Annotated in this window: 14 protein-coding genes; 11 read left to right on the forward strand and 3 right to left on the reverse strand. The window is 75.1% G+C overall.

All coding sequences use genetic code 11. The features are described 5' to 3' along the window. The first annotated feature begins 173 nt into the window (after positions 1–173). The 11 genes from IH61_RS0115805 (at position 174) to IH61_RS0115855 (ending at position 10,959) form a co-directional block, all read left to right on the forward strand. A complete protein-coding gene (locus IH61_RS0115805; RefSeq protein WP_158845011.1) occupies positions 174–545 on the forward strand; it encodes a hypothetical protein in 372 nt (123 codons plus the stop codon). A 71-nt stretch (positions 546–616) separates the two neighbouring features. Further along, complete coding sequence (locus tag IH61_RS0115810; RefSeq protein WP_158845014.1) at positions 617–1,528, forward strand: GNAT family N-acetyltransferase; 912 nt, start codon at positions 617–619, stop codon at positions 1,526–1,528. Further along, a complete protein-coding gene (locus tag IH61_RS0115815) occupies positions 1,521–2,309 on the forward strand; it encodes an aminotransferase class IV (RefSeq protein ID WP_031070057.1) in 789 nt (262 codons plus the stop codon). Before IH61_RS0115810 ends, IH61_RS0115815 begins: the two co-directional genes overlap by 8 nt. Positions 2,310–2,447: 138 nt before the next feature. Further along, positions 2,448–3,296 (forward strand): ABC transporter ATP-binding protein, encoded by an 849-nt coding sequence (locus tag IH61_RS0115820; protein ID WP_051837153.1) that lies wholly within the window; start codon positions 2,448–2,450, stop codon positions 3,294–3,296. After that, on the forward strand, positions 3,293–5,836 hold the full coding sequence (locus IH61_RS0115825) for an ABC transporter permease (RefSeq protein ID WP_031070061.1): 2,544 nt from the start codon (positions 3,293–3,295) through the stop codon (positions 5,834–5,836). The genes IH61_RS0115820 and IH61_RS0115825 overlap by 4 nt, the downstream gene beginning before the upstream one ends. A 231-nt stretch (positions 5,837–6,067) precedes the next feature. Beyond that, on the forward strand, positions 6,068–6,532 hold the full coding sequence (locus IH61_RS48505; RefSeq protein ID WP_051837155.1) for a hypothetical protein: 465 nt from the start codon (positions 6,068–6,070) through the stop codon (positions 6,530–6,532). Continuing rightward, positions 6,529–8,118: a multicopper oxidase family protein gene (locus IH61_RS49565; protein WP_031070064.1), complete on the forward strand. Its 1,590-nt coding sequence runs from the start codon at positions 6,529–6,531 to the stop codon at positions 8,116–8,118. The genes IH61_RS48505 and IH61_RS49565 overlap by 4 nt, the downstream gene beginning before the upstream one ends. Before the next feature lie 209 nt (positions 8,119–8,327). Next, a complete protein-coding gene (locus tag IH61_RS0115840; protein ID WP_031070066.1) occupies positions 8,328–9,686 on the forward strand; it encodes a DUF2252 domain-containing protein in 1,359 nt (452 codons plus the stop codon). A gap of 45 nt (positions 9,687–9,731) precedes the next feature. Further along, the gene (locus IH61_RS0115845) at positions 9,732–9,914 is read left to right on the forward strand and encodes a hypothetical protein (RefSeq protein ID WP_031070068.1); all 183 of its coding nucleotides are present in this window, start codon (positions 9,732–9,734) and stop codon (positions 9,912–9,914) included. A 39-nt stretch (positions 9,915–9,953) separates the two neighbouring features. Then, positions 9,954–10,574, forward strand: coding sequence for a hypothetical protein (locus IH61_RS0115850; protein ID WP_158845019.1), 621 nt, complete (start codon positions 9,954–9,956; stop codon positions 10,572–10,574). Positions 10,575–10,608: 34 nt separating this feature from the next. Continuing rightward, positions 10,609–10,959 (forward strand): hypothetical protein, encoded by a 351-nt coding sequence (locus IH61_RS0115855; protein ID WP_031070072.1) that lies wholly within the window; start codon positions 10,609–10,611, stop codon positions 10,957–10,959. Positions 10,960–10,974: 15 nt separating this feature from the next. Here IH61_RS0115855 and IH61_RS0115860 read toward each other — a convergent pair whose 3' ends face one another. The 3 genes from IH61_RS0115860 to IH61_RS0115870 are packed head-to-tail and all read right to left on the reverse strand — an operon-like array spanning position 10,975 to position 14,074. After that, a complete protein-coding gene (locus IH61_RS0115860; protein WP_199823327.1) occupies positions 10,975–11,547 on the reverse strand; it encodes a hypothetical protein in 573 nt (190 codons plus the stop codon). 5 nt (positions 11,548–11,552) lie between these two features. Further along, entirely contained in the window at positions 11,553–12,452 is a 900-nt protein-coding gene (locus IH61_RS0115865) for a diacylglycerol kinase (protein WP_031070076.1), read from the reverse strand. Then, positions 12,452–14,074: an FAD-binding oxidoreductase gene (locus IH61_RS0115870; RefSeq protein ID WP_234327197.1), complete on the reverse strand. Its 1,623-nt coding sequence runs from the start codon at positions 14,072–14,074 to the stop codon at positions 12,452–12,454. The genes IH61_RS0115865 and IH61_RS0115870 overlap by 1 nt, the downstream gene beginning before the upstream one ends. Between the last annotated feature and the right edge of the window lie 16 nt (positions 14,075–14,090).

Genomic DNA, 14,090 nt, shown 5'->3' on the forward strand with positions numbered 1-14,090 from the left:
TTCGTTCACCCCTCCATTGCATCGGCGCAGCTCGGCGCGGTCAGCGGGGTCAGGTCGAGTCCTGTGGTCGGGTTTCCCCTACCAGCGCCCCTGCCGGCCCCTGCGGGCCCCTGCCGTCGCCCGCGTTCACGCGCTCTTGCGGGCCCTGCGGGGATGCCGCGAGCATGGCGGCCATGGGGATCCACGGGGAAGCACAGGAGCCGCAGGGCGTGCTCGTCAGGCGTCTGCTCGGGGGCGAGGGGACGCGGCAGGATGCGGAGGCGGCGAGCCGCAACTTCGAGCGGTGGATGCGGGAGGTGTGGGGCGGGCGGCAGGAGTTGGCGTTGGCGTACTGCGTGAACGCGCTCGCCGAAGCCTGGGGTGGGGGGTGGGAGGCGGTGCCGGAGCGTGACTCCACGCAGCACGTGTGGCTGTTCACCTTCCTGTGCCCGAGCCGGGAGGACCTGGAGGCCGAGGCGGCGGGCTACGTGGAGGTGGTCCGCAACAACGGCGGGTCGGAGGCGATCGCCCGGCGCTGCCGTCTCGTGCGGGGGCTTTCCGTCTGACGGTACGTGAACTGACGTTCGGTGCTGGCCGGATGACGGTTCGTGCCCGTGGGAGCGCTAGAGTGGTCGCCGTGGTGAGGTCGTGGGACGCGGCGGTGGAGCGGGCGCAGGACAGGCTGGCGGCGGGGCCGCGGCTGCGGGCGGTCGTCGGAGGTGAGGAACGGCGGTTCGCCCTCTGGGACTTGGCGTCCCTGGTGGAGGGCGGCCTCGGCGAGCTGCTGGACCCGGACGCGGTGACGTCGCAGGCCGAGCGCGAGTGGCGCGAACGCCTGGGCGAGAGCGGCCGGGAGTGGCCCGGCGGCGAGCTGTACCGCCGCCGCTACTGGGTGCTCGACGAGGCCGGAGCCGTCGCGGGCACCGTCGCCGTGGACAACTGGACCAAGGGCCCCGGCCAGCTCGCCGTCTCCTCCCTCTACGTACGCCCGCAGGCGCGCGGCCGGGGCCTGGCCGCCGGAGCGATGGACGCGGTGTACGAGGCGTCCGCCGCCGAGGGCCTGCCCGGCTTCCGGCTGGAGGCGCACTGGTCCTGGCGCCACGCCGTGCGCTACTATCTGCGGCGCGGCCTCTGGGTGGTCGGCTGGCGCCACGCCCTCGCGCTGGCCCGGATGCCCCAACTGCCGCCCTACCGGGTGAGCGAGGCGGACGGGCGGCTGCTCCTGCTGGTCGCCGACCCGCACGGGGCATGGACGCCGATACTGGCCGCCGGGTGCGAGGGCGGGCGGCTGCGGCTGGACGAGACGGCCGACTACCGGGGCACGGGCGGCTGGGTTCACGAGTTCGCCCGTTCCACGCTGGCCGTCCATCTCGCCCTGGCCGGACGGCCGTTGGTGCGCGGACCGCAGTGGTGGGCGGAGGCGTGGCGCTGGGCGGACGGCGGCGAGCCGGAGGGCCTGGCGTACCGGATCGAGCAGCTCGAGCAACTCGAGCGCGAGGCTCTCACCCGCAGCCGCGGGCCCCAGCTGGCAGACTCGGGGGATGGCTGAGATCGAGATCGACGGCGCGCCCGCCGACCCGGCGCGCCTCGCCGCCCTGGGGCTGCTGAACTACGGGCACTTCACCACCCTGCGCGCCGAGGCCGGGCGCGTCCGGGGCCTGTCGCTGCACCTCGACCGGCTGGTCCGCGACTGCCGCACCCTGTTCGCCGCCGGGCTGGACCGGACGGCGGTGCGCGAGCGCATCCGCGCCGTGCTCCCGGCCGACGGCGCACCCGTGATCGTCCGCGTCACCGTGTACGACCCCGGGCTCGGCCTGGAGCGCCCCTCGGCCCCCGCCGCGCCCGCCCTGCTGGTCACCACCCGACCGGCGCCCGCCGCCGAACCGGCCCCGCTGCGGGTGCGCACGACGGTGTACCGGCGTGAGCTGCCCGAGGTGAAGCACGTCGGACTGTTCGGCCTGGTCCACCACCGCCGCCAGGCCCAACTCGCCGGGTACGACGATGTGCTGCTCGTCGACGAGGAGGGCCGGGTGACGGAGGGCGCCACCTGGAACCTCGGCCTGCTGGCGGGCCGCAAGCTGGTCTGGCCGCAGGGGCCGATCCTGCCCGGGGTCACCGCCGCCCTGCTCGAGGGCGCGTACGACGGCCCGCAGTCCCACCGCCTGGTGCACCTGAGCGAACTCGCCGACTACGACGGGGCGTTCGCCGTCAACGCGGGCATCGGCGTGCGCCCGATCGCGGGCGCGGACGCCGCCGCCTTCGACCCCGCCCACCCGGTGCTCGCCGAACTGCGGGCGGCCTACCGATCGGTGGAGCCCGAGGAGCTGTAGGGGCGGGCGGGGGATAACCCCACCCCCGACCCGCCAGCCGCCTCCATGGTGATGCGCCCACGGCCTTCCTAGCGTGGAACCCGTCGACGACCAGCGACGATCCCGCGCCAGCGACGCTCCCGAAGGAAGGCCCCACCCATGGCACGCCGCCACGACCGCCCGAGCACCGACACACGCCCGCCCGTGCCACTGGTCGTCGACCGGCCCGCGCCGCCCGCCGTCGAACTGCGCGGCGTGCGCCGCAGCTACGGGCGCGGCGGCGAGACCGTGCACGCCCTGCGGGGCCTCGACCTCGCCCTGGAACGCGGCAGCTTCACCGCCGTGATGGGCCCCTCCGGCTCCGGCAAGTCCACCTTCCTGCAGTGCGCCGCGGGCCTGGACCGCCCCGACGCCGGGCAGATCCGCCTCGGCGGCGAGGAGATCACCGGGCTGAGCGAGAACCGGCTGACCAGGCTGCGCCGCAGCCGGATCGGCTTCGTCTTCCAGTCCTTCAACCTGCTGCCCTCGCTGACCGTCGAGCAGAACGTCCTGCTCCCGCAGCGCCTCGCCGGGGAACGCCAGGACCGGGCGTGGGCACGGGAGTTGCTGGCGCGCGTGGGCCTGGGCGAGCACGGCCGCCGTCGGCCCGGGCAGCTCTCCGGCGGACAGCAGCAGCGCGTGGCGATCGCCCGGGCGCTGATCACCGAGCCGGACGTGGTGTTCGCCGACGAGCCGACCGGCGCGCTGGACACCACCACCGCCCACGAGGTGCTGGGCCTGCTGCGCCGCGCGGTGGACGGGCTCGGCGCGACCGTCGTCATGGTCACCCACGACCCGATGGCCGCCTCCTTCGCCGACCGGGTGCTCTTCCTCGCGGACGGCGCCATCGTCGACGACCTGCCGCACCCCGCTCCGCAGGCCGTCGCCGACCGGATGCTCGCGCTCACCGTCCGCCCGGCCGGTGCGACGGCCGGTGCGACGGCCGCGACGGCCGGAGTGGTGGCATGAGCAACGGACTGGCCCGCGCCTCGGTGCGCTTCCGCCCCGCCACCTTCGTCGGCACCCTGATCGCCCTGCTCTTCGGCGCGGCCGTGGTGACGGCCTGCGGCACCCTGCTCCAGACCGGCGTGACGGCGAGCCTGCACCCCGTCCGGTACGCGAACAGCCCGGTCGTGGTGGTGGCCGACCAGAACGTGGCGATCGAGGTCACCAACGGCCACAGCAAGCACACCCGGGAGAAGCCCACCCCCGAGCGGGCGCGCATCGACGCCGCGCTGACGGAGCGCATCGCCGCCCTGCCGGGCGTGGCCGCGGCCCGGCCCGACAGCGCGTTCCCGGTGACCGCCCCGAGCGTGCCGAACACCCTGACCGGACGTCCCTACGCCGCCCTCGGCATCGCCGGTCCGCAGGACGTACTCCTCGAAGGCCGCGCCCCCGGCGCGAACGAGGTGGTGCTCGACGCAGACACGGCGCGCGCCGCCCACCTCGCGCCCGGCGCGAGCCTCACCCTGACGGCGCCCGGCGGCACCGCGAGCTACCGCGTCTCCGGCCTCGCCGCCCCGCAGACCGTGGGCCCCACGATCTGGCTCGCCGACACCGACGCCGACCGCCTCTCCGGCCACCCCGGCCGCATCGACGCCATCGCCGTCCAGCCCCGCCCCGGCACCACCGACACCGCCCTCGCCGCCGAGATCCGCCGCACGCTCGGCGGCCCCGGCCCCCTCGACGTCCGCACCCGCACCTACACCGGTGACGCCCGCGGCGCCGTCGAGCACCCCACCCTCGGCGAGGCCCGCGTCCTGCTGATCGCCATCGGCGGCTCCTTCGGCGGCAACGCCACCGCGACCGCGATCTTCGTCGTCGTCAGCACCGTCGCCCTTGCCACCTCCCAGCGCGCCCGCGAGTTCGCCCTGCTGCGCGCCATCGGCGCCACCCCGCGCCAGATCCGCCGCACCATCGCCACCGAGGCCGCCCTCCTCGCCCCCGCGGCCGCCACCCTCGGCGCCCTGCCCGGCATCGCCCTGGCCCGCTGGTGGCTCGACCAGCTCGTCGAGCGCGGCGCCGTCCCGGCCGGGGTGCACCTCGACGTGGGCCCGCTGCCCGTCCTGGTCGCCGTCGCCGCCTGCACCCTCGCCGCGCTCGCCGCCGGGTACCTGGCCGCGCTGCGCCCCTCCCGGCTGCGCCCCGGCCAGGCACTCGGCGAGGCCGCGATTCCCCCCGCCCGCACCGGCTGGGTGCGTACGGGCCTCGGGCTGCTCTTCGCCGTCGGCGGCGTGGTGCTCGCCTTCGTCGCCGCCGCCCTGGACGGCGAGCAGGCCGCCAACACGGCGCTCGGCGTGGTCATGTGCTTCCTGACGGCCGTCTCCTTCCTCGGCCCCTGGGTGGCCAGGGTCTTCGCCACCGTGCTCGGCGCCCCGCTGAGGGCCGCCGGCGCGCCCGGCTCACTCGCCGCCGACAACGCCCGGGCCAACGCCCGCCGCCTGGCCTCCGCGATCACCCCGATCGTCCTGGTCACCGCCTTCTGCGGCACGATGCTCGCCCTCCAGGGCACCCTGCGCCACACCGCCGACACCAACGTCCGCACCGGCGTCACCGCCGACCACGTGGTCACCGCCGCCGGCCCGGGCCTGCCCGCCGGAACCGCCGAGCGGGCGGCCCGACTGCCCGGGGTGGACACCGCCGTCGGCGTACTGAACACGGGCCTGCTCTACGACAGCGGCGAGCACCTCTCCCGGGCCGACGCCCTCGCCGTGGACGGCGACCCGGCCCGGCTGTCCCGCGTCCTCGATCTCGGCGTGCGCACCGGCTCCCTCGCCGACCTCGGCCGCTCCACCGACACCGTCGCCCTGGACGCGATGCTCGCGGACTCCCTCGGCGCCCGCGTCGGCGAGCGCGTCCCGCTGCGGCTGGGCGACGGCACCGCCGTCAGGCCCACCCTGGTCGCCACCTACGAGCGCGGCCTCGGCCTCGGCAGGGCCCTGCTGCCGCGCGCCGCCGTCGCCGCCCACGTCACCGCCGCGTACGACGGCCGCCTCCTCGTCGCCGACGCCCCCGGCGCGGACCGTACGGCGGTGGCCGCCGCGCTCAAGGGCATCGACCGCCGCGCCCAGGTCACCGACCGGGCCGGTTATGCGGCCCAGGCCGACCGGAACCTGGAGATCAACGGCTGGGCCAACACCGTGATGGCCGCCGTGCTCGGCGGGTTCGCCGCCGTCAGCGCCGCCAACACCCTGGTGATGACCGTCCTGGACCGCCGCCGCGAACTCGCCCTGCTGCGCCTGGCCGGGACCACCCGGCGCCAGGTGCGCGGCATGCTGCGCTGGGAGGCGCTGATCGTCGCCGCCTCCGGGCTGGCGCTCGGCGCGGCCATCGCCTGGGTGACCCTGCTGCCGGTGGCCCGGGGGATCGCCGGCACCGGCCCGTACGTGCCGCCGCTGCTGGCCGGGGCGCTGCCCGCCGGGGCCGTCCTGCTCTGCCTCGCCGCCACCGCCCTGCCGGTCCGGGCGCTGCTGCGCGGCAACCCGGTGACGGCGGTGGGCGGCGCGTGAAGCGACAGGCGGCGCATGAAGCAGTGGGTGGCGCGTGAAGCAGTGGGAGGGGCGTGAACCCGGGGCGAAACCCGTACGCGCTCCGCCGAACGGGGGAAATGTCCGGGCCGAGTGCCCGGAAATGGGGACATCCGACGATCGGAACGCCCCGCTTTCCGACGGAACCTGACGTTTCGTCGGCTACGCTCACGCAGCCCTCCCCAACTGTCCGAGCTGGAGAACCGGAGCACCATGACCAGTCCCCCCGCGCCCCGCCTGCCGCTGATCCTGCTGCGCCTCATCACCGCCACGGTCACGCTCCTGGCACTGCTCCAGGTCATGCTGGCCGGCAGCTTCCTCAACGGCACCTACGACTCGCTCAAGGCCCACGAGGGCACCGCGATGACGCTCTCCACCGCCCTGCTGATCCAGCTGGTCGTGGCCGTCCTCGTCCGCCGGCCCGGCCGCGGCCCGCAGTGGCCGCTGTGGAGCACCGCGGGGCTCACCGCCGCCGTCGTCGCCCAGATCGTCTCGGGTTACGGCAGGGCCCTCGGCGTGCACATCACCCTCGGGGTGCTGACGGTCTCCGGCGTGCTGTTCGTCCTGGTCGGCACCTGGCGGCTGCCGCTGCCCGCCCCGGCCGGGCGGCGCCCCGCCGAGGAGGACGGCGCGGGCCGGCTGCCGCGCCCCGGCGGCCCGGTGGAGGTCGCCCGGTGAACCGGCGCCGCTTCCTGCGCCTCGGCGCCTCCGTCCTCGGCGCCGGCGCGCTGGCCGCCGTCGCCGTCCCCTCCGCCGCGCTGCTGCTGGCCGAGGGCCGCCCGGGCCGGCTGCTGGACAGTGACCTGCCCCTGCCGGACGCCTTCCAGGTGCCGCTACCCGTCCCGAAGACCCTCGCCCCGGTGCGCACGGACGCCGGCGCCGACTACTACGAGATCACCCAGCAGGTCGCCAGGCTGGAGATCCTGCCCGGGGTCACGACGGAGGCGTGGACGTACGGCGGTACCTTCCCCGGCCCGACGATCGCCGCCCGCTCCGGCCGCGCGGTGGTCGTCAAGCATCGCAACGAGCTGCCCGTCCCGTCCGTCGTCCACCTGCACGGCGGGCACACCCCGGCCGACAGCGACGGCTACCCGACCGACCTGCTCATGCCCGTCGGGTCCTCCTCCGACCACGCGGCACACGCCATGCCCGGCGTGCACGCCATGAACGGCATGCCGGGCACGGAGCACGCCAAGGGCAGGACCGTCACCGGCGAGCGCACCCTCACCTACCCGGGCCTCCAGCGCGCCGCCACCCTCTGGTACCACGACCACCGCATGGGCTTCACCGGCCCCGGCGTCTGGCGCGGTCTGGCCGGCTTCCACCTCCTCCACGACGAGGAGGAGGCTTCCCTTCCCCTGCCCCGCGGCGACCGCGACCTCCCGCTGATGATCGCCGACCGCTCCTTCGCCGGGGACGGCTCCTTCCACTACCCCTCCGCCGACGCCACCCTCGCCGAACCCGGCGTCACCGACGGCTACGCCAACGGCGTCCTCGGCGACGTCATCCTCGTCAACGGCGCCCCCTGGCCCCGCGTGGACGTCGACCGCGCGCACTACCGGCTGCGCCTGCTCAACGCCTCCAACGCCCGCCTCTACCGCCTCGAACTCGACCCCCAGCCCTCCGACGGCGACGCCCTCGTCCAGATCGGCTCGGACGGCGGGCTGCTCGCCGCCCCCGTCGCCCACGACGCCATCGAGATCGCCCCTGCCGAACGCTTCGACGTGGTCGTCGACTTCTCCCGCTACGCCCCCGGCACCCAGGTCCGCCTGATGAACCGATTCGGCAGCGGCCGCACCGAGGAGGTGATGCGCTTCGACGTCTCCTCCCGCGCCGTCACCGACGACGCCCGGGTGCCCGACACCCTCTCCACCATCGCGGGCCTGGACCCGAAGGCCGTCACCGTCACCCGCGACTTCGCCTTCCGCCGCAGCCGCGGCGACGGCTGGACGATCAACGGCGACCTGTACGAGCCCGGCCGCGACCTCGCCGCCCCCGCCCTCGGCGCCACCGAACTGTGGCGCTTCACCAGCGACCTTCACCACCCGGTGCACCTGCACCTCGACCAGTTCCAGGTGCACAGCCGCAACGGCAAGGAGCCCGGTCCCTACGACGCCGGCTGGAAGGACACCGTCGACCTGCGCCCGGCCGAGGCGGTGGAGGTGCTGGTGCGCTTCAGCGACTACGCGGGGACGTACATGATCCACTGCCACAACCTGGAGCACGAGGACATGGCGATGATGGCGGACTTCACCATCAGCTGAGCGCAAACCTGAGCGCGAAAGCTGAGCGCGAACCCAAGCAGCGCGAACAGCGGCGCGAACCCGAGCACGCGGACAGGCGCGGCACCATCCGAACGGCCCAGTACCGGAGGGCGGGCGATGCGCCCTCCGGCACTCCTGGCCTAGCCTCGCGAGCAGGGCCCGCCACGGTGGAACCCCCCGCCACGGTGGAACCCCCTGGGAGCCGCGCCATGACCACCCCCGCCGAACGCCGCCGCCGAGGCCGCGCCGCCCGCGAGCGGATCTCCCGCTCCGAGCACGGACGGTGGATCCCCGCCGCCGACCGGCCCGACCCGGTGGACGTACTCGTCCGCCAGGGCGAGGACCGCGTCGCCCGGCTGCTGCCCATCCGCTACGGGCGCATGGCCGACACCCCGTTCACGTACCTGCGCGGCGCCGCCGCCGTCATGGCCGCCGACCTCGCCGCCGTCGCCGGCACCGGGCTGATCGTCCAACTCTGCGGCGACGCCCACCTGTTGAACTTTGGCGTCTTCGCCTCGCCCGAACGCAGGCTGCTCTTCGACCTCAACGACTTCGACGAGACCTACCCCGGCCCCTTCGAGTGGGACGTCAAACGCCTCGCCGCCAGCCTCGCCGTCGCCGCCCGCGACAACGGCCAGGACGGCGAGCGCCCCCGCCGCGCCGCCCTCGCCGCCGCCCAGGGCTACGCCGAGGCCATGCGCCACCTCGCGGGCCGGGGCGAACTCGACGTCTGGTACACCCACATCGACACCGACGACCTGCTCACCGTGCTGCGCAAGCCCAAGCAGCGCAAGCAGGTCGAGGCCGGACTCGCCCACGCCCGGCGCCGCACCAGCCTCCAGGCCCTCGGCAAGCTCACCGAGGAACGGGACGGGCACCGGCGCATCATCAGCTCGCCGCCGCTGATCGAACCGCTGAGGAAGACCGACCTGCGCGCCGTCGGCAAGGTGTTCAGCGACTACCGCGCTACCCTCGCCGAGGACCGGCGCGTCCTGCTCGACCGCTACCACTTCGTCGACGCGGCCATGAAGGTCGTCGGCGTCGGCAGCGTCGGCACCCGCTGCTACATCGTCCTGCTGGAGGGCCGCGACATCCGCGACCCGCTGTTCCTCCAGCTCAAGGAGGCCGGACGCTCGGTGCTGGAGGACCACCTGCCGCCCACCCGCGTGGACGCCGAGGTCGCCGCCCACCACGGGGGCCGCCGCGTCGTCACCGGCCAGCACCTGATGCAGGCCGGCAGCGACATCTTCCTCGGCTGGACCACCGGCCCCGAGGGCCGTCACTTCTACGCCCGCCAACTGCGCGACATGAAGGGTTCCGCCGACGTCGCCGCCATGTCCCCCGCCGCCCTGCGCACCTACGGCGACCTCTGCGGCCGCACCCTCGCCCGCGCCCACGCCCGCACCGGCGACCGCCTCGCCATCGCGGGCTACCTGGGCAGCGCGGACGTCTTCGCCGAGGCCGTCGCCGACTTCGCCGTCCGCTACGCCGACCGGACGGTGGCGGACCACAAACTGCTGCTGGAGGCCATCGCCACCGGGCGGATCACGGCGACCCTGGGCGTCTGAGCCGCACTCGGACTGTCCGTGGTCGACTCGGCGCGTTCGGCGAGGATGATTGCCGACCCCGACGAGGTCACGCCCCGGGCGGTGGCCTGGGCCGAGGCGGCCGGGCTGCGGCCGGACGCGGCGGCGGTGCGGGCGGTGCTGGAGGACGAGGACGCGGTGTTCGCCGAGGATCTGGCGTCGGCCCTGGTGCGGGCGCTGGGCTTCGGCTTTCCGGACGGTGACGGCTGATCGCTTCGCGGATTAGGGTGTCCACGAAGGGGGTCGTGGATGAAGCGTCGTCGGGTGGTCGGTGTGGTCCTGGCCGGTGGGGCCTTGCTGCCGCTGGTGCTGTGCATGGTCGGGCGGTGGGAGAGCCGCTTCGGCGGGCACGGGGCGGTCGCCGACGCGCTCGACCACCCGCTGCTGCTGCTCGGGTTGACGGGTGTGCTGCTGCTGATCGGGGCGATCGTCCGGGGCCGGGCGGACATGCTCGGGCTGGGCGCGGGCCTGATCGCGGGCGGCGGCGGGTGCACGCTGCTCGTGGCGGCCGGGCTGTCCTCCCTGGGCCTCGGCGACATCGGCCCGGTGACCGAGACCCGGACGAGCTCGCCCGACCGCCCCGACCACGTGCTCGTGGTGGTCCACGACACCTCGGGGGGCTCGGAGGCCGAGACGCAGTCCTGGAAGGTCCGGCTGGAGACCGGGGACGGCCCGCTGGCCCGCCGCTGGACGCTGGTCAGCATGCGCGCACAGGTCCAGGGCCACGGGGAGTTCAGAACAGCACGGTGGCTCGGCTCCGGGCGGATCGAGATCCGCACCGACACCGGCGCGAAGGTGTACGAGGTCGACGCGTCCACCGGCCGCCCGACCACCGTCTCCACCACGGGGAACGTCGGCTCGCTGTCCTGATCGATTGTCAGTGCCGTGTGCCAGGGTGATCGGCATGACGAAGACGTACCAGGTCGAGGTGGACGGCCTCGCACCCGTGTCCGCCACCGGCAAGCCGGACCTCGTCCGCGCGATGAAGCAACTGGAGGTGCCCGGGCGGGACTTCCTGGTGGTCAGCCGCGCGGACGAGGACTACGCCCAGGCGTACCAGCACAGCCCGGACGGCTGGCAGGTCGAGTACCGCGAGGGCTCCGCCGACCGCCACTACCAGACGCTGGAGCACCAGTCCCGCGAGCAGGCCGAACGCCTGCTCTGGGGCTGGATATCCGACACCCCGGAGTGGCAGGGCGAGGCCGACTGGCGCCGCCTCACCCCCGAGGACCTCGCCGGGTCCGACGAGGAGTAGAGGACGGGGAGCAGATCAGGGCGCACCTGTGACGGCGCGCCAGCGCGGGGCCTCGTCGTCGGGGGTGTCCGGGCTGGCGAAGTGGAAGGGGACGCCGAGGTGGTCGGCGAGGGCACGGCCGGCGCGGTCGGCGGCCACCGCCGAGGGGTGGCCGCCGAGTTGGGCGGCCTCCTCGCCGAGGTAGCGCTTCGCCGTCGACCAGTAGACGGTGGCCAGCGCGGTGTCCTTCTCCGGCTCGGCGAGGACGGCCAGCAGCACCACGAACCAGTCGTGGACGGTGTCGCCGTCCCAGATCGCCTCGATCGCCAGGATGCGCCCGCCGCAGCCGGCGGCCCGGAGGGCCAGGGACTCCAGGTCGAGTGGGCTGTCCGGTCGACGGGCGATCCGGTCGCCGTAGTGGGCGTAGCGCTCGCCGACGATCACCTGCGCGATGCCGAGTCCGATGCCGTGGGGCACCCGGCCGACGTCCAGGACGAGCCGTACCGCCCCGAGGAGGGAGTCCTGGAGGACGTACCCGTCGATCTGCTCGCGGATTCCGGCCGGCAGGCCGTTCCACCAGGCCGTCCTGGCCGCCTCGTTCATCTCCATGCGGGTCAAGGTACCAAGATCCTCAACGCCTCCCGTTCGACTTTCACCTCCACCGGCAGGGCCGCGATGAACTCCCCGTCCGCGTACGCCGTGATGCCCGGAGACTCGATGCGCAGCGCCTCCGTCCGCAGGGTGGTGACCTCGGAGCGCTGTACGTGGGTGCCCTTGAAGAGGGTGGGGAAGAAGCGGGCGACGCGCAGGCGCGGCATGGCGTCGACCAGCGTCACGTCGAAGAGCCCGTCGTCCGGCAGGGCGCCGGGGCACATCAGCATGCCGCCGCCGTAGCTGCGGGTGTTGCCGATCGCGGCGAGGGTCAGGTCGCGTTCGATGACGGTGCCGTCGGCGAGGGTGAGGCGGAACGGCAGGGGGCGCAGGTTGGCGAACTCGATGAGGATCGCCAGGTTGTAGCGCATCCGGCCGCGCGGCCAGCGCAGGCGGTTGGTGCGGTCGCTGACCAGCGAGTCGAAGCCGGTGGCCAGCACCGAGCCGAAGTAGCGCACCGCGCCGTCGGGGCCGGTGATGCGGCCGAGGTCGACGGTGCGGGTGCGGCCGGCGGCGATGACCTCGGCGGAAGCCTCGGGGGAGCCGAGGGGCAGCCCGTACTCGCGGGCGTGGTCGTTGCCGGTGCCCGCCGGTATGACCCCGAGGGGGACGGCGGTGCCGGCGAGCGCCTGGATCGCGAGGTTGATCATGCCGTCCCCGCCGACGACGGCGAGGGCGTCGACCCCGTCCGCCACCGCCTCGCGCGCCAGCCGCCCGGCGTCCTGCGCGCTGCGCCCCGCGTGGGCGTCGACGCGGACGCCGAGGGCCCGCAGCCGGGCGACGGCCCGCTCGGCGGCGGGGCCGGCGTGGCCGACCCCCGCCGCCGGGTTGGTGAGCACGGCCACTCGTCGGACGCCGCCCACTACGGGATCAGCTTGCCGGGGTTGAGGATGCCCGCCGGGTCGAGTTCGGCCTTGACGGCGCGCAGGATGCGCACGCCGAGGTCGCCGATCTCGTCGGTCATCCAGGGCCGGTGGTCGGCGCCGACCGCGTGGTGGTGGCTGATGGTGCCGCCCGAGCGCATGATCGCGTCGCAGGCGGTCCGCTTGGCGGCGGCCCACTGCTCCAGCGGCTCCTCGCCGAGGGCGGCGACGACGGTGAAGTAGAGGGAGGCGCCGGTCGGGTAGACGTGCGAGATGTGGCAGAGCACCAGCGCGCCGGGCAGGGCTTCGGTGAGGGCGGCGGTGACGGCGAAGCGCAGGCCCGCGAGGTTGCCCCAGCCGGTCGCGGTCTCCAGGGTCTCGCACAGGGCGCCCGCGTCGAGCAGGGAGTCGCGCAGGTAGGGGGCGTTGAAGCGGCCGTGCTCCCAGGCGCGGGCGGGGGCCTCGCCGAGGGAGGTGCCGCCGGCGGCGAGGAGGGTCTCCCGGGTGAGGCGGTGGCGGGCCGCGACCTGCTCGGCGGTGCCCTCGAAGACGGTGACGGCCAGGCAGCCGGTGACGGCCGGGGTGTCGCCGATCTTCTCGGTCATGGCGAGGTTGACCATGGTCTCGGCCTCGTCGGAGAGCCGGATGACGGTCGGCCCGGTGCCCTGCTGCTCGACGGCGCGCAGCGCGTCCGTCCCGGTGGTGAAGTCGGGGAAGCTCCACGCCTCGTACGCCTTGACGGCGGGCAGGCGGTGCACGCGCAGGCGCACGGCGGTGATGACGCCGAGGGTGCCCTCGGAGCCGAGGAAGAGCTGGCGCAGGTCGGGGCCGGCGGCGGAGGCGGGGGCGCGGCCGAGGTCGAGGACGCCGGCGGGGGTGACGACGCGCAGGCCGCGCACCATCTCGTCGAAGCGCCCGTACCCGGCGGAGTCCTGGCCGGAGGAGCGGGTGGCGGCGAACCCGCCGATGGTGGCGTAGCGGAAGCTCTGCGGGTAGTGGCCGAGCTCCCAGCCGCGTTCGGCGAGCAGCGCTTCGGCCGCCGGGCCGGTGAGGCCCGCGCCGAGGACGGCCTCGCCGGAGGTCTCGTCGAGGGCGAGGAGCTGGTCGAGGCGGCGCAGGTCGAGGGAGACGACGGCCCGCAGGCCCCCGCGCTCGGGGTCGAGGCCCCCGACCACGCTGGTGCCGCCGCCGAAGGGGACGACGGCGAGGCGGAGTTCGGCGCAGAGGGCGAGGACGGCGGCGATCTCGTTCTCGTCGCCGGGCAGGACGACGGCGTCGGGCGCGTCCTGGGCGGCGCGGCTGCGGCGGCGCAGCAGGTCGGGGGTGGACTTGCCGCCGGCGCGGGGCAGCCGGTCGGCGTCGGCGGCGCTGACGTGCGCCTCGCCGACGGTCGCGGCGAGCGCCTTCAGGTCCTCGGGCCCGATCCGGGAGGGGGCGAGGAGGACCTCGTCCGCGCCGGGGCCGGGCGCGGCGTCGCCGGTGACCCCGAGGGCGGCCGCGAGCAGGCCCTTGACCTCGGCGGGCAGCTCCTTCGCGAGGGCCGGGTCGCCCCAGGCGTTCCACTTCATGGGGGGGAGCGGCAGCGCGGCGCCGTCCGGTCCTGCTTGCGTCTCTGGTGCCATGCGTTACAGTTTCACA

Origin of the sequence: Streptomyces sp. NRRL WC-3742 (assembly GCF_000720635.1) — a bacterium.
In the GTDB taxonomy this organism is placed as follows: domain Bacteria; phylum Actinomycetota; class Actinomycetes; order Streptomycetales; family Streptomycetaceae; genus Kitasatospora.

Coding starts and splice junctions, on each gene's coding strand:
- IH61_RS0115825 (WP_031070061.1), top strand. CDS start 3,293: ATGAGCAACGGACTGGCCCGCGCCTCGGTGCGCTTCCGCCCCGCCACC.
- IH61_RS0115850 (WP_158845019.1), top strand. CDS start 9,954: ATGAAGCGTCGTCGGGTGGTCGGTGTGGTCCTGGCCGGTGGGGCCTTG.
- IH61_RS0115855 (WP_031070072.1), top strand. CDS start 10,609: ATGACGAAGACGTACCAGGTCGAGGTGGACGGCCTCGCACCCGTGTCC.
- IH61_RS0115860 (WP_199823327.1), bottom strand. CDS start 11,547: ATGGAGATGAACGAGGCGGCCAGGACGGCCTGGTGGAACGGCCTGCCG.
- IH61_RS48505 (WP_051837155.1), top strand. CDS start 6,068: ATGACCAGTCCCCCCGCGCCCCGCCTGCCGCTGATCCTGCTGCGCCTC.
- IH61_RS0115845 (WP_031070068.1), top strand. CDS start 9,732: ATGATTGCCGACCCCGACGAGGTCACGCCCCGGGCGGTGGCCTGGGCC.
- IH61_RS0115840 (WP_031070066.1), top strand. CDS start 8,328: ATGACCACCCCCGCCGAACGCCGCCGCCGAGGCCGCGCCGCCCGCGAG.
- IH61_RS0115870 (WP_234327197.1), bottom strand. CDS start 14,074: ATGGCACCAGAGACGCAAGCAGGACCGGACGGCGCCGCGCTGCCGCTC.
- IH61_RS0115815 (WP_031070057.1), top strand. CDS start 1,521: ATGGCTGAGATCGAGATCGACGGCGCGCCCGCCGACCCGGCGCGCCTC.
- IH61_RS0115820 (WP_051837153.1), top strand. CDS start 2,448: ATGGCACGCCGCCACGACCGCCCGAGCACCGACACACGCCCGCCCGTG.
- IH61_RS0115805 (WP_158845011.1), top strand. CDS start 174: ATGGGGATCCACGGGGAAGCACAGGAGCCGCAGGGCGTGCTCGTCAGG.